The sequence below is a fragment of the Rhodopila sp. genome (genome assembly GCF_035548235.1).
Classification (GTDB): Bacteria; Pseudomonadota; Alphaproteobacteria; order Acetobacterales; family Acetobacteraceae; genus Rhodopila.
Window position 1 is genome coordinate 35551 of record NZ_DASZTJ010000199.1, and the last position, 17058, is coordinate 52608.

15 protein-coding genes are annotated in these 17058 nt (G+C 69.2%); 6 read left to right on the forward strand and 9 right to left on the reverse strand.

All coding sequences use genetic code 11. The features are described from left to right. Nucleotides 1-248: 248 nt before the first annotated feature. The 5 genes from VHB27_RS16625 to VHB27_RS16645 all read right to left on the reverse strand — a co-directional run bounded on the left by VHB27_RS16625 (nt 249) and on the right by VHB27_RS16645 (nt 5211). A complete protein-coding gene (locus VHB27_RS16625) occupies nt 249-980 on the reverse strand; it encodes an ABC transporter ATP-binding protein (protein WP_325602474.1) in 732 nt (243 codons plus the stop codon). After that, on the reverse strand, nt 977-1705 hold the full coding sequence (locus tag VHB27_RS16630; protein WP_325602476.1) for an ABC transporter ATP-binding protein: 729 nt from the start codon (nt 1703-1705) through the stop codon (nt 977-979). Before VHB27_RS16630 ends, VHB27_RS16625 begins: the two co-directional genes overlap by 4 nt. Then, on the reverse strand, nt 1695-2669 hold the full coding sequence (locus VHB27_RS16635) for a branched-chain amino acid ABC transporter permease (RefSeq protein WP_325602478.1): 975 nt from the start codon (nt 2667-2669) through the stop codon (nt 1695-1697). Before VHB27_RS16635 ends, VHB27_RS16630 begins: the two co-directional genes overlap by 11 nt. Before the next feature lie 2 nt (nt 2670-2671). Then, nucleotides 2672-3529 (reverse strand): branched-chain amino acid ABC transporter permease, encoded by an 858-nt coding sequence (locus tag VHB27_RS16640; protein WP_325602480.1) that lies wholly within the window; start codon nt 3527-3529, stop codon nt 2672-2674. A gap of 158 nt (nt 3530-3687) precedes the next feature. Continuing rightward, the gene (locus VHB27_RS16645; protein ID WP_325602482.1) at nt 3688-5211 is read right to left on the reverse strand and encodes a hypothetical protein; all 1524 of its coding nucleotides are present in this window, start codon (nt 5209-5211) and stop codon (nt 3688-3690) included. 120 nt (nt 5212-5331) lie between these two features. Between VHB27_RS16645 and thiL the strand changes: the two genes are divergently transcribed. Next, on the forward strand, nt 5332-6294 hold the full coding sequence (thiL, locus tag VHB27_RS16650; RefSeq protein WP_325602484.1) for a thiamine-phosphate kinase: 963 nt from the start codon (nt 5332-5334) through the stop codon (nt 6292-6294). A gap of 22 nt (nt 6295-6316) precedes the next feature. Next, on the forward strand, nt 6317-7501 hold the full coding sequence (locus VHB27_RS16655; protein ID WP_325602486.1) for an MFS transporter: 1185 nt from the start codon (nt 6317-6319) through the stop codon (nt 7499-7501). 19 nt (nt 7502-7520) lie between these two features. Here the strand turns inward: VHB27_RS16655 and VHB27_RS16660 are convergent, their stop codons facing one another. Beyond that, a complete protein-coding gene (locus VHB27_RS16660; RefSeq protein ID WP_325602488.1) occupies nt 7521-8387 on the reverse strand; it encodes an aldose 1-epimerase in 867 nt (288 codons plus the stop codon). 211 nt (nt 8388-8598) lie between these two features. Between VHB27_RS16660 and VHB27_RS16665 the strand changes: the two genes are divergently transcribed. From VHB27_RS16665 to pdeM, 4 genes are all read left to right on the forward strand, one after another. Then, entirely contained in the window at nt 8599-9720 is a 1122-nt protein-coding gene (locus tag VHB27_RS16665) for an NAD(P)/FAD-dependent oxidoreductase (RefSeq protein ID WP_325602490.1), read from the forward strand. A gap of 125 nt (nt 9721-9845) precedes the next feature. Further along, the gene (locus tag VHB27_RS16670) at nt 9846-11003 is read left to right on the forward strand and encodes a serine hydrolase domain-containing protein (RefSeq protein WP_325602492.1); all 1158 of its coding nucleotides are present in this window, start codon (nt 9846-9848) and stop codon (nt 11001-11003) included. A 69-nt stretch (nt 11004-11072) separates the two neighbouring features. Continuing rightward, the gene (locus VHB27_RS16675; protein WP_325602494.1) at nt 11073-13604 is read left to right on the forward strand and encodes a ligase-associated DNA damage response DEXH box helicase; all 2532 of its coding nucleotides are present in this window, start codon (nt 11073-11075) and stop codon (nt 13602-13604) included. Beyond that, nucleotides 13601-14287, forward strand: coding sequence for a ligase-associated DNA damage response endonuclease PdeM (pdeM, locus tag VHB27_RS16680; protein ID WP_325602496.1), 687 nt, complete (start codon nt 13601-13603; stop codon nt 14285-14287). The genes VHB27_RS16675 and pdeM overlap by 4 nt, the downstream gene beginning before the upstream one ends. Nucleotides 14288-14313: 26 nt before the next feature. Here the strand turns inward: pdeM and VHB27_RS16685 are convergent, their stop codons facing one another. The 3 genes from VHB27_RS16685 to VHB27_RS16695 all read right to left on the reverse strand — a co-directional run. Continuing rightward, on the reverse strand, nt 14314-15189 hold the full coding sequence (locus VHB27_RS16685) for a sulfotransferase family protein (protein ID WP_325602499.1): 876 nt from the start codon (nt 15187-15189) through the stop codon (nt 14314-14316). 62 nt (nt 15190-15251) lie between these two features. After that, complete coding sequence (locus VHB27_RS16690; RefSeq protein ID WP_325602501.1) at nt 15252-16556, reverse strand: NAD(P)H-dependent oxidoreductase; 1305 nt, start codon at nt 16554-16556, stop codon at nt 15252-15254. 39 nt (nt 16557-16595) lie between these two features. Continuing rightward, nucleotides 16596-17058: thermonuclease family protein (locus VHB27_RS16695; RefSeq protein ID WP_325602503.1), on the reverse strand; the 463-nt coding region annotated here is incomplete at its 5' end.

Consider the following 17058-nt stretch of genomic DNA (forward strand, 5'->3'; position numbering starts at 1 on the left):
CTTCATCGCCGTTTTCGATAAATAGGTTGTCCCCATTCATCCTGCCAGGCAATTGGCTGCGATGGATGCCGGTCGCCCCGCGCAACCGTCTCGACGGCCCCTCGCGGGCGCCATCGGGTCGGAAGCGGGCCGTCCAGGTCGAAGGTCGTGACGCTGCCGGGCAGCGCCGCAGGATCGCCTTCCCCGGGCACGGACGGCCCAACGGCCCCGGGCACGGACGGCCCAACGGAAGGACTACGGCGAAAAGATCACGATCCCTCGGTTTCCAGCCCCAGGTAGATCCGCTGCACGTCACGATCGTCGGCAAGCTGCGCGGCCGGCCCTTCCAGCACCGTCTTGCCGGTCTGCAGGACATAGGCGTAGTCCGCGACCTCCAGCGCCAGCTCGACCGCCTGCTCCGCCAGCAGCATGGTCAGGCCCTCGCGCTTCAGCTTCGCCAGCGTCTCATACATCGACTCCACCACCGCAGGGGCCAGGCCCAGGCTGGGTTCGTCCAGCATCAACAGCTTGGGATCGCTCATGAGCGCGCGGCCGGTGGCCAGCATCTGCCGCTCCCCGCCCGACAGGGTGCCGGAACGCTGCTTGCGGCGTTCGGCCAGCCGGGGGAACAGGCTGAACACCCGGTCCAGCAGCGCCGGCACGCGGGACTTGTCGGCGATGACGGTGGCGCCGAGGCGCAGGTTCTGCTCGACCGTCTGCTGCACGAACAGCCGCCAGCCCTCGGGCGCCAGCGCCAGGCCGCCGGCGACGATCGCGTGCGCCGGCCTGCCGGTGATGTCGGTGCCCTGCCAGGTGACGGTCCCGCCCGCCGGCGGCACCAGCCCCGCGATCGCGTTCAGCGTCGTCGTCTTGCCGGCGCCGTTGGAGCCGAGCAGCGCGACGATCGAACCGGACGGCACGGTCAGGGAGACGTCCGCCACGCCGACCAGGTCGCCGTAGCGAACCATCAGGTTGGCGACGGTCAGGATCGGTCCGCTCACATCCGCACCCGCTTCATGTGATGCCCCAGATAGGCAGAGACGACCGCCGGATCGTCGACCACCGCCCGCGGCGCGCCCTTGGCGATCACCTTGCCCTGGTGGAACACCACCGCCCGTTCGGCGAGCGAGAGGATCACCTCCATGATGTGCTCGACGATGATGATGGTGATGCCCTGCTGCTGGATCTTGCGCACGAGGTCGATCGCCAGCCGCACCTCGGCCGGGGTCAGGCCGGCCAGCGCCTCGTCCAGCAGCAGCAGCCTCGGTTCGGTCGCCAGCGCTCGGGCGATCTCCAGCCGCTTGCGGCCGGGGGTGCCAAGCGAGCGGGCCGGCGAACCGGCCAGGTGGGCGAGGCCGGTGAACTCCAGCACCTGGCGCGACTTGTCCTGGGCGTCGGTGCGGTGCGGGTGGCGCAGGAAGGCGCCGACCATGACGTTCTGCAGCACCGTCATGTCCTCGAACGTCACCGGCACCTGGAAGGTGCGGGCCATGCCCAGCCGGGCATGCGCCTCGGGCGTGGCGCGGGTGAGGTCCTGGTCGAGGAAGCGGATCGTGCCCGATGTCGGCTCCGCGTCGCCGGCGAGGCAGTTGAAGAAGGTGCTCTTGCCCGCGCCGTTGGGGCCGATCAGGCCGACGATCTCGTTCTCCGCGACCGAGATGTCGGCACCGTCGACGGCACGGAAGGCGCCGAAGGCCTTGACGATGTCCTTGGCTTCAAGAAACACGCGCCTGCCTCCTGTGCAGGATGCTGTTCCACAGCGCGGCGACGCCGCCGGGCTGGAAGCGGGCGATCAGCAGGATGATGGCGCCGTAGACGATGAAGGTGATGCCGGTGCCGCTGCCGCCGAACATGGCGTTCGTCGTCTCCTCCAGCGGGATCAGGATGACGGCGCCGACCAGCGGGCCGAACAGGCTGCCGGCCCCGCCCAGCGCGGCGACGATCAGCATCTTCACCGAGACCAGGATGCCCAGCGTGCTGTCCGGGTCGGCGAAGCCCACCATGATGGCGTAAAGCGAGCCGGCCAGCGAGGTGAATCCGGCCGAGAGCAGCAGGGCATATACCTTGTAGCGCAGCACCGGCACGCCGAGGGACCGCGCGGCCCGGTCGCCGCCCCGGATCGCCGCCAGGTAGTAGCCCATGCGGCTGCGCTGCAGGTGCCAGGTCAGCGCCAGCAGCACGATCAGCACGGCGAGAAACAGGTAGTGGTATGGCACCGGGCTGATGAACGACAGGTCCCAGATCGAGCGCGGGACGGGCGGTCCCATCAGGCCCACGGCGGCGCCCACCAGGGGCCAGTTGGAGGCGAGGATGCGGATCAGCTCCGCCGCCGCGATCGTGGCCATGGAGAAGTAATGGCCGCGCAGCCGGAACGTCGGCGTGCCCACGACCAGGGCGATCGCGAAGGAGACCAGGACGCCGATCGGCGCCCCGGCGATCGGCGGCCAGCCGAACTGCGTGAACATGACCAGCGAGGCATAGGCCCCTGCCCCGAAATACACCGCATGCCCCACCGACACCTGGCCGGCGTACCCGCCCAGCAGGTTCCAGGCCGAGGCGGAGATCGCCGCCAGCAGCACCAGCGCGCCGATGCGCTGGTAGAAGACGTCCTGCACCACCAGCGGCCAGGCGGCGATCACGACGAAGCCGATCAGGAAGGCGGCGATCCCGATAGGAGGCCAGGTACGCATGGTCAGTTCGTCCCCAGCAGGCCCTGCGGCCGCACCCATAGCACCGCCAGGAACAAGGCGTAGACGACCACGTCCTGGTAGACGGCACCGATCAGGTAGGCCGACAGCGCCTCCACGACGCCGATGCCCAAGCCGGCGATCAGCGCGCCCGGCACGCTGCCGAAGCCGCCCAGGCAGACGACCACGAAGGCGATCAGCGCCAGCGACTCGCCGACGGTGGGCGAGATGTAGAAGAACATCGCGATCAGCGCCCCGGCGACGCCGGTGGAAGCCGCGCCGACGCCCCAGGCGATCGCCTGCATCCGGTCCGGCCGTATGCCCATCAGCATGGCGGCGCTGCGGTCCTCGGCCACCGCCAGCAGGCGCGATCCCAGGGCGGTGCGTGTCAGGATCAGGTGCATGCCGATTGTAATGATAAGCGCCAATACTCCGCCGAGTAGTCGCGATGCCTCGATTCGCAACCCGCCAATGTCGAACGTTCCGCCGACCAGCGTATCCGGCAGCGACACGAAATTCGCCGTGAAGGCCCAGAACGCGGCATAGCGCAGCACCAGCGCCAGCCCGAACGTGCCCAGGATCTGCGCCAGCATCGGTCCCTTGGCGATGTGGCGCACCAGGCCGAGATAGACGACCACCCCCAGCACGAACAGCAAGGCCGCCGCGCCGGGGACAAAGAACACAGGCCCGAGTTTGAACAATGTATAGGCGAAGAACGCGGCGTACATCGCCAGCATGACGAAGTCGCCATGCGCGAAGTTCACCACATTCATCATGCCCCAGATCAAGGTCAGGCCTGATGAAAACAGCGCATAGACCGCCCCCATCAGCAGGCCGCTGACCACCACCTGCAACAGGATCACGCGCACACGCTCCGCAACTGGGGCCAGCCCGTCGGAGACGCGACTCTTGCCCGAAAGAAACCACCGGTCCGACCCATTCGGGTCCTGGACAATGCACAATCTGACCGAGCGTCCGGCATCCCGCAAGCGATCATTCGGGCCGTGTCATCCGGACGTTGTCAGTCCGGCCGCCGGTCGCGGATGGCGTACAGCACCGCGAAGCCCGATCCGGCAAGGCGCGTGAACCGGTCCGCGGGCAGCGGCGGCACTGCCTCGGCGTTGGTCAGCAGCACGTCGTCGAAACCGCTCAGGTCCATGGTCAGCAGCCGGGTCCGGTCAGGCAGCTCCGCAGCACGCAGGGCGAGCGCCCGATAGGGTTCCCGCGTCCGCATCGGCTGCTGGGAGGGGTTGTCGAACTCGAACGGCCACCAGGCCCGGCGCTCGATCAGCGTCAATGCGCCAAAATGCGCGCTGAGCGTCACACCGTTGGCGAGGCGCAGGCGGTACGGGTCCTTCGCCCAGTAGGCGGGCGCCTCGGCCGGGCTGGCGTCGGCGACCATCACCGTCTGGCCTGGCCGCAGCGGCGCCATCGCCGCGCGCAGCGACGCCAGGACCGCGCGCTGGTCCCACCAGCCCAGCAACACCAGCGCCATGCGGCCCAGGAACACGCCGGCAATCGCCACCTGCCCCGCTCGGCGCGCCCAGCGCGGCCAGTCCACCGGGGCGAAACCGGCGAACATCATCATCGCCAGCATGACCGCCAGGCGCGTGTCGATCTGAAACGTGCCCTTCCAGGCGTAGGGCGTGACCAGATAGGCGGCGGCCAGCAACGCGATCGCCCAGGCGGAGGCGGGCGGAACGCGACCCCGGCGGCACGCCAGCGCGGCCAGCGGGACGCCGAAGGCGATCAGGACGGACAGGCCGTCCAGCCACGGATCATATGCGATGAAACCGGTTTCGAGCTGGAGCAGCTTCCGCCCCCAAGGCAGCCACTGCGCGTCCCCGCCCAGCTCCGCCAGGGCCGAGACCCGATACAGGACCGCCGGAACGATGAACACGAGCAGAAGGACGCCGCCGCGCTTCAGCGCCTCGGTCAGGCGGAAGGGCCAGAGGCGGGACAGTTCCGCCGCGCCAATCAGCACGCCAAAGAACACCAGGCCCATCAGGTGGCAGGTGAACAGCGCCACGGCGCCGACCGCCGCCAGCAGGACGGTCGCTTTCGGCCGCGTCTCCCGCCAGGACAGCCACGCCGCCGCCAGCAGCAGCGCCAGGCCCAGCGAAAGGACGAAATTGAGGAAGCCGTAGAGCAGGCAGCCGGCATAGGCGGTGAGGCAACCGCCGAGGGACCACCACGCCTCACCCGCACGGAGCGCCCGATGATAGGCGACGACGCCCAGGACCGGGAGCAGCACCGCCGCCCCGACCACCAGGCGGCCGACCGTCAGGGCCGGAAGCCAATGCATCAGCGGCGGCATCACCAGGTCGAGGCCCAGATTGGGGATCACCGACCAGTCGGCGGCGTACATGCGGTTGAGCACCGGATCGCCGGGCAGCGCCGACAGCACGAAGGCCCGCGCGAGGTGGTTGGGATAGTCCGCCAGGGGCGGCAGAGCGCACACGAACAGCGGCGCCACCAGGACCAGGCATATCGCCACGATCCAGACGTTGCCGCTGCGTCGCCTTCGATAGAGCGCTGTGGCCATCCTGTCTTCGCCGGGTCAGCCCCAATTGTGACAGGTCCAGGACGAACTTCCAGTTAAAACCTTGTATCGACGTCCACGCCGTCCGAGGATCGCCAACCCGCACGAACCCGAGGGAATGACGTGACATCCCCGTCTCCGCTTCCGGCGGAATTCGACCTCATCGCCCGGCATTTCCGCCCGTTGGCCGGACCCGGCGCGCTCGGGCTGCGCGACGACGCGGCGCTGCTGATGCCGCCGCCGGGGCGGGAGCTGGTGCTGACCGTGGACGCGATGGTGGCGGGGGTGCATTTCCTGCCGGATGACCCGCCGGACCTGGTCGGGCGCAAGCTGCTGCGGGTCAACCTGTCCGACCTCGCGGCGAAAGGCGCGGCGCCCCTCGCCTATCTGATGACCGTGTCGGCGCCCCGTGGCACGCCGGACGCCTGGTTCGCCGGCTTCGCAGCCGGCCTCGCGCAGGACCAGGCGACGTTCGGCGTGTCGCTGCTGGGGGGCGACACTACGTCGACCCCCGGTCCGCTGTCGCTCTCGCTGACCATCATCGGCCATGTCGCGCCGGGAACCGCGGTGCACCGGACGGGCGCCCAGCCGGGCAATTCGATCTGGGTCACGGGAACGATCGGCGACGGAGCACTGGGCTTGCAGGCCGCACGGGGCCGCGTGGCCGACCCGACCGGCCATCTTCTGGGGCGCTACCGCCTGCCGCGGCCGCGGATCGGCCTGCCGATCGCCGGGATCGCTTCGGCGTCGATGGACGTCTCGGACGGGCTGGTCCAGGACCTGGGCCATATCTGCCGCGCCAGCGACGTCGGCGCCGTGCTGCTGGCCGACAGCGTCCCGCTGTCGGAACCGGCCCGCGCCGCCGGACCGGACTGGTTCATCACCTGCCTGACCGGCGGCGACGACTACGAGGTGCTGATGGCCGTCCCGCCGGACCGCGAACCCGCCCTGCGATCGGCCGCCGAGGCGGCGGACATACCCGTTACGCGTGTGGGACACTTCACCTCCGGTCCCGCGGAGGTCATGGTGCGCCGGACCAGCGGAGAATCCCTTGCTCTGGACAAGGGAGGCTGGAGCCACTTTTAGCGGGAAGCGGACGTCCGAGAGCATGAACAAGAATGTCTGGTTGCTGTTCATCTGCCAGGCGCTGACCAATGCCGTCATGTCCGGTCAGACGATCATGGCGTCGCTGATCGGCTACAGGCTGTCGGGCAGCGCGTTGAACACGTTGCCGATGGCGATCCAGATGGTCGCGGTCATGAGCGCCTCGGTCGTCGCCGGCTATGCGTTTCCCCGGCTGGGGCGGCGTGGCGGGTTCTGGCTGGGCTGCGCGATCATGATGACGGGCAGCCTGACCTTCGCGGCGGGCGTCTATCTGCGCAACTTCCCGCTTTACTGCCTGGGCGCGGTGCCGGCGGGGATCGGCTTCGGCATCTCCCAGCACCTGCGCTTCGCCGCCGCCGAGGTAGCCGAACCGGCGGCCAGGGCGCGGGCGATCTCCCTGGTGCTGGCGGGCGGGGTGCTGGCCGCGATCGTCGGGCCGGAGACGGTCAAACGGTCCTATGGCCTGATCGCGGCGTATCCGTTCCTCGCCACCTATCTCTACCTGCCGCTGCTGCCGATCGTCACCGGCGTGCTGCTGTGCTTCGTCCAGGTGCCGCAGGCGCCGCGGAAGGTCGTGGTGCCGATCCCCTTCCGGTCGATCATCGTCCGGCCGACCTTCGTCGCCGCGGTGGTCAGCTCCCTGGTGGGCTATGGGACGATGAACCTGGTGATGGCCTCGACGCCGCTGCAGATGCTGTTGTGCGGCTTCGGCGTGGCGGCGAGCGCGGACGTGATCCGGGCGCATTCGGTGGCGATGTATTCGCCGGGGTTCGTGACCGGACGGCTGATCCAGAAATTCGGCGTCCATCGGATCATCCTGGTGGGCGGTGCGCTGACGCTGGGCTGCGTGTTCGTCAACCTCTACGCACCGCCATTGATCGGCACGTTCACGCTGGCGCTGGCGCTGCTGGGGGTCGGCTGGAACTTCATGTTCGTCGGCGGCACCACGCTGCTGACCGGGGCGCACAGCGCCGAGGAACGGGTCCGCGTCCAGGCGACGCATGATTTCATCGTCTTCGGCAGCGTGGCCGCCACGGCCGTGACCTCGGGCGCGGTGGAGGCGACGTTCGGGTGGGACGCGCTGAACCTGACCGTGGTCCCGCCGGTGCTGATCGCCTTCGCGGTCATCGGCTGGCACTGGGTCGCGCGGACGCGGGCGTCCAGTCCCGTCTCGGCGGCGGCGCGATAGCGGACGGCGACCGGCCTATCTATGGACGCAGGAGCGTCAGCGCGATCGTCCCCGCCAGCGTGGCGCCGGGTGCCAGCGCCGTCATGCGCTGTTCCGGCGGCAGATCGGGCCGGTTGATCGCATCCGGCGTGTGCGTGACCGGTTCGGCGCAGAAGAAATCCGTCCAGGATGGCGTGAAGACCTGCAGGTTGCCGAACGCCTCCGACGCCTCCAGGCGCAGGCTGGCGGCGCCGGCCTTGGTCTCCACCACCCGGTCCCAGCCGGTGAAGCAATTGTCCAGGGGCAGGTCGGCCACCGGCTTCATCCGTTCACAGGACCATTCCGCCGGGACCGACCCCTGTTCGGTCGGCAACGAGTCGGGACCGGTCCGCCACACCCCCTCGGCATGGAAGCGCAGCGCCGGGTCGTCCTGCTTGAGGAAATACGGATGCAATCCCAGCCCGGCCGGGGCCGGCGCATCGTGGCGATTGGTCATCGACAGCGCGACGCTCAGTCCGGTTTCGGTCAGGGCATAGGACACCGACGCCTCGAACCCGAACGGCCAGGCGGCGTCGCCCGCGTGGCGCAGGCCCAGGGTGACGGCGTTGGGCCGGGCGTCGACGACGTCCCACGAACTCTGGCGGCCGATGCCGTGGATGGTGTGCGGGCTGTCGCCGGCGTTGCGCGCCAGCGTGTAGGCCTGCCCGTTCCAGGTGAAGCGGCCGTTGGCGATCCGGTTGGCGTAAGGCACCAGCGGAAAACAGGCCAACGCGTGCCGGTCCCTCATCACCGCCTGGGGCAGCGCGCGGCGGAAGATCGCCACCTCCCCCCGCAGCCATCCCAGCACGCCGCCCCCGTATTCGGGCGCCACCACCATCGACGACATCCCCTGGTTCAGCGTCAGCATCCGTCTCTCCGTCTGGACTCCCGCTCGCCCCGCGACTAACCCATGTCCCCTTGGCCCATGTCCCCTTGGCCCGCATCTCCTTGGCCCGCGTCTCCTCGGCCGGCGGAGCGGATCGCCCAACCGGGATCGAACGGGCCCTTGCCATAACTTAGCGGTCGCGGGCGATCCGTCCACGCCCGCCAAGACACGGCGCCGCGAGAGGGAGTAAGGCGTGGAGGAAGTCGATTGCGTCGTTGTCGGGGCCGGAGTCGTCGGCCTCGCGGTCGCTCGGGCATTGGCGATGGCCGGACGCGAGGTGATCATCCTGGAAGCGGCGGAGGGGATCGGCACCGAAACCTCCTCGCGCAACAGCGAGGTGATCCACGCCGGCATCTACTACCCCGCCGGCAGCCTGATGGCGAAGTTCTGCGTCGCCGGGCGGCGGATGCTGTACCAGCTCTGCGCCGAGAAAGGCGTCCCGCACCGCAACTGCGGCAAGCTGATCGTCGCGACCGACGAACGCGAGGACGCGATGCTGGCCGGCATCAAGCAGCGCGCCGAGATCAACGGCGTCGAGGGCATGCGCGTCCTGACCGCCGCCGAGGCGATGGCGATGGAGCCCCATCTGCGCTGCACCAGCGCGCTGTTGTCCGGCTCGACGGGGATCGTCGACAGCCATTCCTTCATGGTGGCGCTGCAGGGTGACGCGGAGAATGCCGGGGCGGTGCCTGTGTTTTTCAGCCCCGTGCTGGCCGCGCGCGTTTCCAACCGTGGGGCCGGCCGCGGCATGGAGATCGATGTCGGCGGCGAGGACCCGATGACGCTGCGCTGCCGGTTGATGGTGAACGCGGCCGGGCTGCACGCGCCGGGCCTGGCGCAGAAGATCACGGGGATGCCGAAGGACCGCATCCCGACGGCATATTATGCCAAAGGAAACTACTTCACCCTGTCGGGGCAGCGGTCCCCGTTCTCGCGGCTGATCTATCCCGTGCCGGTCCCTGGCGGCCTGGGCGTGCACCTGACGATCGACCTGGGCGGACAGGCGCGGTTCGGTCCCGACGTGGAATGGATCGAGGCGATCGAATACACGGTCGATCCCCGGCGGTCCGACAGTTTCTATGCGGCGGTCAGGAAATATTGGCCGGAGCTGAAGGACGGCGCGCTGCAGCCGGGCTATGCCGGCATCCGGCCGAAGATCGTGCCGAAAGGCGCGCCCGGCCAGGATTTCGTGGTGCAGGGACCGCAGACCCACGGCGTGGCGGGCCTGATCAACCTGTTCGGGATCGAAAGCCCCGGCCTGACCGCCTCGATGGCGATCGCGGAGCATGTGCTGGAGGTCTCGCGCACCGGCTGATGCCGAAGGCGACGGCCCTGTACTTGGTTTGACTATCTGCCGGGTTTGACTATCGCGCGTCTTTCGGCTGAGGCAGGATGGGCCGAGCCGCCCTCGCATCGCCGGACATCGAACAGGAGAACACCATGGCCGACACCGAACAGATCGCCTCGGTCCTGCGCCAGGCGGTCGATCGAGGCGACGTTCCCGGCGTCGCCGCCGCCGCCGCGAACCGCGACGGCGTCATCTTCCAGGACGGGTTCGGTACTCGCGATACGGCCACCGGCGCGCCGATGGCCGCCGACACCGTCGTCTGGATCGCCTCCATGACCAAGGCCGTCACCGGCGCCTGCGCCATGCAGCTTGTCGAACAGGGCAAGCTGTCCCTTGACGGCGACATCGCCGACGTCCTGCCCGAACTCGGCCACGTCCAGGTGCTGGAAGGCTTCGACCCGTCCGGCAAGCCGCGCCTGCGTCCCGCCAGGGGCGCGATCACCTTGCGCCAGTTGCTCACCCACACCGCCGGCTATGCCTACGAAATCTGGAACGCCGATATCGTCCGGTATCAGCGGGAAACCGGCATCCCCGGTATCTCCTCCTGCCGGAACGCCGCGCTTTCCGTGCCGCTGGTATTCGATCCCGGCACGAAATGGACATACGGCATCTCGATCGACTGGGTCGGCAAGGCCGTCGAGGCCGCCTCCGGCCTCACCCTTGATCGTTACATGCGTGACCATATCCTCGCCCCGCTCGGTATGTCGGACACGGGGTTCCGCATCGGTCCCGACCAACGCCAACGCCTGGCGAAAATCCATGCGCACGCGCCGCAAGGTTTCGTATCAACCGATATGGAAGTCCCGCAGGAACCGGAATTCCACATGGGAGGGGGCGGCCTCTATTCGACCGTCGGCGACTACCTGAAATTCGCCCGCATGGTCATGCAGGGCGGCGCGCTGGACGGCGTCCGCGTCCTGAAGCCCGAGACGGTCGCGGTGATGGCGCGCAACGCCATGGGTGAGCTGGTCTGCGAACCGATGAAGACGGCCGCGCCGGGCGCCAGCAATGACGTCGATTTCGTTGCCGGCATGAAATGGGGCCTTAGCTTCCTGATCAACCCGGACGCCATGCCGACCGGCCGCTCCGCCGGCAGCCTCGCCTGGGCGGGACTGGCCAATTCGTATTTCTGGATCGACCCGGCCCGCCAGGTGGCCGGCGTCTATGCGACGCAGATCCTGCCGTTCTTCGACCAGAAGGCGGTCCAGGCGTTCCAGGACTTCGAAACCGCAGTCTACCGGACCGTCTGAGGCATCCTCTCAAACCCTATTCCCGAAAACCCTATTCCCTGGCGTCCGGCGCCGTGCTTATCTCCGGGCATGCCCGGAACATTACCGGAACCGTTCGCCGCCTGGTTCGCCGCGCAAGGCTGGTCGCCCCGCCCCCACCAGCTCGCGATGATCGACGCCGCCGACGTGGGTGACAGCGTGCTGCTGATCGCCCCCACCGGCGGCGGCAAGACGCTGGCCGGCTTCCTGCCCTCCTTGATCGACCTTGCGGCCAGTCCCCGTCCTGGCCTGCACACGCTCTATGTCAGCCCGCTGAAGGCGCTCGCCACCGATATCGCCCGCAACCTGACGCGCCCGGTGCAGGACATGGGGCTGCCGATCACCATCGAATCCCGCACCGGCGACACCCCGGCCAACCGCCGAGCACGGCAGAAAGCGACGCCGCCCAACATCCTGCTGACGACGCCGGAAAGCCTCGCCGTCCTGGTCTCCCTGCCCGACGCCTTCGACTTTTTCGGCGGCCTGCGCTGCCTGGTGATGGATGAGGTCCACGCGCTGGCCGGCACCAAGCGCGGCGACCAGTTGGCGTTGTGCGCCGCCCGCCTTTCCCGCATCGCCCCGGCCCTCCGCCGCGTCGGGCTGTCCGCCACCGTCGCCCATCCCGACGCGATCCAGGCCTATGCCGGTGCCGCGCGCCGGATCGAGGTCGCGGACGGCGCCCCGCCCGAACTGAGCATGACCCTGCCCGCCGGGAAGCTGTCATGGGCCGGACATATGGGCCTGGAAGCCGCACCGCAGGTCATGGCGCTGATCAAGCAGGCCGGCATGACCATCGTCTTCGTCAACACGCGCGCCCAGGCGGAGTTGATGTTCCAGGCGCTGTGGAAGCTGAACGACGCGACCCTGCCCATCGCCCTGCATCACGGCAGCCTGGAAGTCGAGCAGCGCCGCAAGGTCGAAGCCGCAATGGCCGCCGGGACGCTGAAAGCCGTGGTGGCGACCTCATCGCTCGATCTCGGCATCGACTGGGGCGGCGTCGACCAGGTGATCCAGGTCGGCGCGCCGAAAGGCGTCTCCCGCCTGCTGCAGCGGGTCGGACGCGCCAACCATCGGATGGACGAACCGTCCCGAGCGATCCTGGTCCCCGCCAACCGGTTCGAGGTGCTGGAATGCGAGGCGGGCATCCTCGGCGTCGCGGCGCGCGAGCTGGACGGCGACCCGCCCCGACCCGGCGGCTATGACGTGCTGGCGCAGCATCTGCTCGGCCTGGCGTGCAGCGCGCCGTTCCTGCCCGACGACGTCTATACGGAAGTCACGTCGTCCGAACCGTACAGACATCTGTCCCGCAAGGATTTCGACGACGTGCTGGACTTCGTCGAGCATGGCGGCTACGCGCTGCGCGCCTATGACCAATGGAAGAAGCTGTTCCGCGACAGCGAAGGCCGCATGCATGTCCGCGGCGCCCGCGTCGCCGCGATGCACCGCATGAACATCGGCACCATCGTCGAAGCGCCGGTGATGAAGGTCCGCCTCGCCGGCAAGCGCGGTCTCGGCCCGTATCTGGGGGAGATCGAGGAATACTTCGTCAACATGCTGCGCCCCGGCGACACCTTCATGTTCGCCGGCCGCCTGCTGCGCTTCATCCGCATCCACGAAACCGCGGTCGAGTGCATGGAAGGCGGCGACGGCGAGCCCATGGTCCCGGCATATGAAGGCGGCCGCCTGCCGCTGACCACCAACCTCGCCGACCGGGTGCGCGCCTTGCTGCAAAGCCCGGACAAATGGGACCTGTTCCCCGAACAGGTGCAGGAGTGGCTGCGGCTGCAGCGCGGCGTCTCGCGCCTGCCCGGCCAGGGCGACCTGCTGGTGGAGACCTTCCCGCGCGGCGATCGCTGGTACCTGGTCGCCTATTGCTTCGAGGGCCGGAACGCCCACCAGACGCTGGGCATGCTGGTCACCCGCCGCATGGAACGGGCAGGCTTCGTGCCCCTGGGCTTCGTCGCCACCGATTATGTGCTGGGCATCTGGTCCGCCAACCAGCCGCTGAACGTCGCCCGCCTGTTCGACCGGGACATGCTGGGCGACGACCTGGAATCCTGGCTGGCCGAAAGCTCCATGCTGAAGCGCACCTTCCGCACCGTCGCGGTGATCGCCGGGCTGATCCAGCGCAACCATCCCGGCGCCGAGAAGACGCGCAAGCAGGTGACGGTGAACAGCGACCTGATCTATGACGTGCTGCGCCGCCACCAGCCCGACCATATCCTGCTGCGCGCCACGCGGGCCGATGCCGCCACCGGACTGACCGATGTCGGCCGCATCGCGGGGATGCTGGAACGGGTGCATGGGCGGATCGTGCATATGGTGCTGTCGCGGGTCTCCCCGCTCGCGGTGCCGGTGCTGTTGGAGATCGGGCGGGAGAGCGTGCGTTCGGATGCCAATGAGGATGCGTTGCTGGCCGAGGCCGAAGCCATCATCGCCGAGGCCACCGGCCAGGCCGAACCGCCGCCGCTGCGTCCGCACGGCCCACCGCCCGTCCATCGCGCGAACCAGCAGCGCCGTTCCGCCACCCGGCAGCGTTCGGGTGCCTTGATCACCCGCCGCCAGCCTGACCTGTTCTCATGACCGCCGCCCCGATCCACATGGCCGGCGAGCGGCTGATGCTCGACCCGATGGGCGCGCTGTTCTGGCCGGCGCAGCGGCTGCTTGCGGTCTCCGACCTGCATCTGGAGAAGGGCTCCTCCTTCGCGCGCAAGGGCATGCTGCTGCCGCCCTGGGACACGCATGCGACGCTGGAACGCCTGGCCGCGCTGCTGCGCCGCTGGCAGCCGGCGGTGGTCGTGGCACTGGGGGATTCCTTCCACGACGCCGAGGGCTCCGAACGCCTGCCCCGCAGCGAGGTGGCGCGCCTGGCGACGATGGCGGCCGCGCACCGCTTCATCTGGATCCAGGGCAACCACGACCCGCGGCCGCCTTGCGGCCTCGACGGCGAGTGGCTCGCCGAATTCCAACTCGGCCCGATGGTGTTCCGCCACCAGGCCGGTGCGGAACCGGCAACGGGGGAGATCGTGGGGCACCACCACCCGAAGGCCGTCGTCCAGGCGCGCAGCGGCGCCGTCAGTCGCCCTTGTTTCGTATTCGACGGACGCCGCCTGATGATGCCGGCATTCGGCGCCTATACCGGCGGCCTCGACATCACCGATCCGGCGATCGCTCGGTTGTATCCGCGCGGCGGGCGGGTGTTCCTGCTGGGCAAGGAGCGGTTGTTCAGCTTCGCCTTCGCCGGTCGCAGAAGCCGCGTCGCATAGTGTTCGGCGTCTTCAGTCGACGTTCGTCATACGATTTCGAGCTTCAAGTCGGGCGGATACACCTCCCGCCGCCAATCGGCGAATGCCGCGTGCACGGAATCCAGCGCGCGCAGGCAGGCCGGGTCGTCGGCGTCGTCGCGCATCGCGCTCATCATGTTCCAGGTGGTCTGCGCCCAGGGCACGATGGCGGTCGGCATGGTCGCCGTGTCCCCTTGCCTGGTCCGGTGGTGCCGAAGCTCCCCCGCGAGAAACCTGTCGACCGCGGCCCCTGCCTCCTGCACGGTCCTGGGCCAGGTGATGCCGCTCAACTGGCCCGCCCACTGCATCGCCAGGCGCCAATTCGCCAGGACATCGTGATAGAACACCACCGCTCTCGGGAGACCCCGGCTCACGCGTTCGGCTTCCAGCACGTGGTGCAGCCATTGCGCCATGCTCTCGGTCTCCGGGAGATTGTTCCGAACGGAGAGCGAGCGCACGACCTCGACCGGATGGCGGACAACGAGCAGCACCGAGATATCGATGCCGGCGCCGCGAATGACCGGAAGCCAGGCGGGAAAGGTCATGCACAGGCGCGGGTCCTTCAGCACGAACAGCGGCGCGTCGCCGAACTCCTCCGCCAGCAGGCGGGCGGACGCCGCCTGGAACGCCGGTGCGTTTTCACTGATCGCGTATGCGTCGAGATGCAGGCACAGGTTCCACGCCGCCCCGGCGGCCTTCATCATGGTATGGTTATGATGGACGATGGGATCGCTTTCATAATACCCGGCGGGATTGTCGTCCGAGACATCGAGCGGGGTGCGCGGGGCGGCGGCGCCGAGGCAGACGGTGGTGCCGGCGACGGCGGAGGTCCCGCTGCGATGCATCCCCAGAATGACAATGGCGCGGCGGCGTCCCTTCGGCATGTTCGGACCCTACGCCATCATTTCATTGGCAACAACCCATCCGGTGCCGTTGATGCGACGGATCAGGCCGGGAATGCGGCCTCCATCGCGCGGCGGTAACGATATGCCTCGTCCGCCTGATCGACCCGGACGTCCGCCCAGGTGACGGGCTGGCCCGCTTTCACGTCGCGCATCAGGGGCACCCGGTTCGCCAACCCGATCGGCAGGCCGCCGACCCGCAGGCTGTCGGTCGCCGTCATCAGCTTGCCCCACACGCAGGCGCCCCCTTCCCCGTCCAGCACCTCCCCCGCGCGCAGGTCGCGCTTCGCCGTCGAAACGACGTCGCCGCGGAAGCCGGTCGGTGCGCCCGTCGCCTCCCCCCGCAACGCCGCCGACAGGATCGAGACGTTCAGTTCCAGCCCGATCAGGTGGAACGGCCGGTACAGGGCCGATACGCGGCCGGTCTGGTCGGTCGCCACGCCATACTCGCGGAAGCAGCGGGCGGCGTAGTCGTTCGGCGCCTCGAACACCACGAACACGCCCCAGCGCAGGTCGTTCGCCACCGGACTGCCGTCGCGATGCACCGAGGAAACGACTTCCACCTGCCCCGCGTGGTGCAGCGTCCCGGCATTGCCGGGCCGCAGCGCGTCCGCCAGCTCATGCGTGCCGACCGGCGGGAACACCAATCCGTCCGGCGCGGGCGTCAGGCCGGACGCGTTGGCCACCGCCGCCATCTCGATCCCCGACTTCGTGCCGTCGAGGAAGGAGTTGAACATCTGCGGGTTCATCCCGCCGACCCGCGCCTCCTCCGGCGTCAGGCCGTAATGGCCCCAGACGGTCTCGGGCGTGGAAGCGTGATACTCCGGCCGGTACTTCGTGCCCTTCCCGGCGGCGATCACCGGAAAGCCGCAGGCACGCGCCCAGTCCACCATCTCACAGATCAGGGCCGGCTGGTCGCCATAGGCCAGGCTGTAGACGATGCCCGCCGCCTCGGCATCCCGCGCCAGCAGCGGGCCGGCGAGGACGTCCGCCTCCACGTTGACCATGACGATGTGCTTGCCTTCCCGGATCGCCGCGCGGGCATGGCGGATGCCGGCCGGCGCGTGGCCGGTCGCCTCGACCACGACCTCCACGTCCGGGGCGGCGATCATGGCGGCGGCGTCATCGGTGAAGCGCGTCGCGGCGATCCGCTCCTCGGTCCAACCGACGCCGCGGCACGCCTGGCGGGCCCGATCGGGGGAAAGGTCGGCGATGGCTGCCACTGCCAGGCCCGGCGTGGTCGGCACTTGCGAGAGGAACATCGAGCCGAACTTCCCGGCCCCGACCAGGCCGACACGGACCGGACGGCCGGCGGCGGCACGCGCCTGCAACAGGCGAAAGAGGTTCATGCGCTTCCCCGTTTTCGTTTCAACCGATGGCGCGGCGGATCAGCTGCCGCCGCCCCAGATCCCCCGGCCGCCCTTCCGGGCGTCGTCCTCGCTCTGGCGCAGCTTGGCATCGACCGCGCGCGCCCAGCCCTCCCGGACCAGCGCCTCGTTCAGCGCCACGTCCTTGGTCCGGCAGGCGCCTAGCGGCCGGCCCTGGTCGTCATGACCCTCGATCTGGCAATTCACGTCCTGTCCGTGGACCAGTCCCGCCAGCGCGTTGGCCGCCGCGACGCCGCAGTCGGTCGAGCCGCATTCGGTGCCGCGAGCGGGCGCCACGATGCCGCCCAGCCGCACCACCTGCCGGCCCAGCAGCAGCGTCTCGCCGTCCACCACCGCGAGGTCCGATGCCTTGGCGCCGATCTGGCTGTTCACCGGCGCCAGGGCCGGCGCATAGGTCGGACGCACGAACAGCCAGGCGACCAGCGCCATCGTGACCGCCCCACCGGCCGCGGCCACGATGACG

What these genes read in the sequence shown, in the direction of transcription:
- VHB27_RS16655 (WP_325602486.1), top strand. Translation starts at nt 6,317, where the DNA reads ATGAACAAGAATGTCTGGTTGCTGTTCATCTGCCAGGCGCTGACCAAT.
- VHB27_RS16685 (WP_325602499.1), bottom strand. Translation starts at nt 15,189, where the DNA reads ATGCCGAAGGGACGCCGCCGCGCCATTGTCATTCTGGGGATGCATCGC.
- VHB27_RS16690 (WP_325602501.1), bottom strand. Translation starts at nt 16,556, where the DNA reads ATGAACCTCTTTCGCCTGTTGCAGGCGCGTGCCGCCGCCGGCCGTCCG.
- pdeM (WP_325602496.1), top strand. Translation starts at nt 13,601, where the DNA reads ATGACCGCCGCCCCGATCCACATGGCCGGCGAGCGGCTGATGCTCGAC.
- VHB27_RS16675 (WP_325602494.1), top strand. Translation starts at nt 11,073, where the DNA reads ATGCCCGGAACATTACCGGAACCGTTCGCCGCCTGGTTCGCCGCGCAA.
- VHB27_RS16660 (WP_325602488.1), bottom strand. Translation starts at nt 8,387, where the DNA reads ATGCTGACGCTGAACCAGGGGATGTCGTCGATGGTGGTGGCGCCCGAA.
- VHB27_RS16645 (WP_325602482.1), bottom strand. Translation starts at nt 5,211, where the DNA reads ATGGCCACAGCGCTCTATCGAAGGCGACGCAGCGGCAACGTCTGGATC.
- VHB27_RS16635 (WP_325602478.1), bottom strand. Translation starts at nt 2,669, where the DNA reads ATGCGTACCTGGCCTCCTATCGGGATCGCCGCCTTCCTGATCGGCTTC.
- VHB27_RS16670 (WP_325602492.1), top strand. Translation starts at nt 9,846, where the DNA reads ATGGCCGACACCGAACAGATCGCCTCGGTCCTGCGCCAGGCGGTCGAT.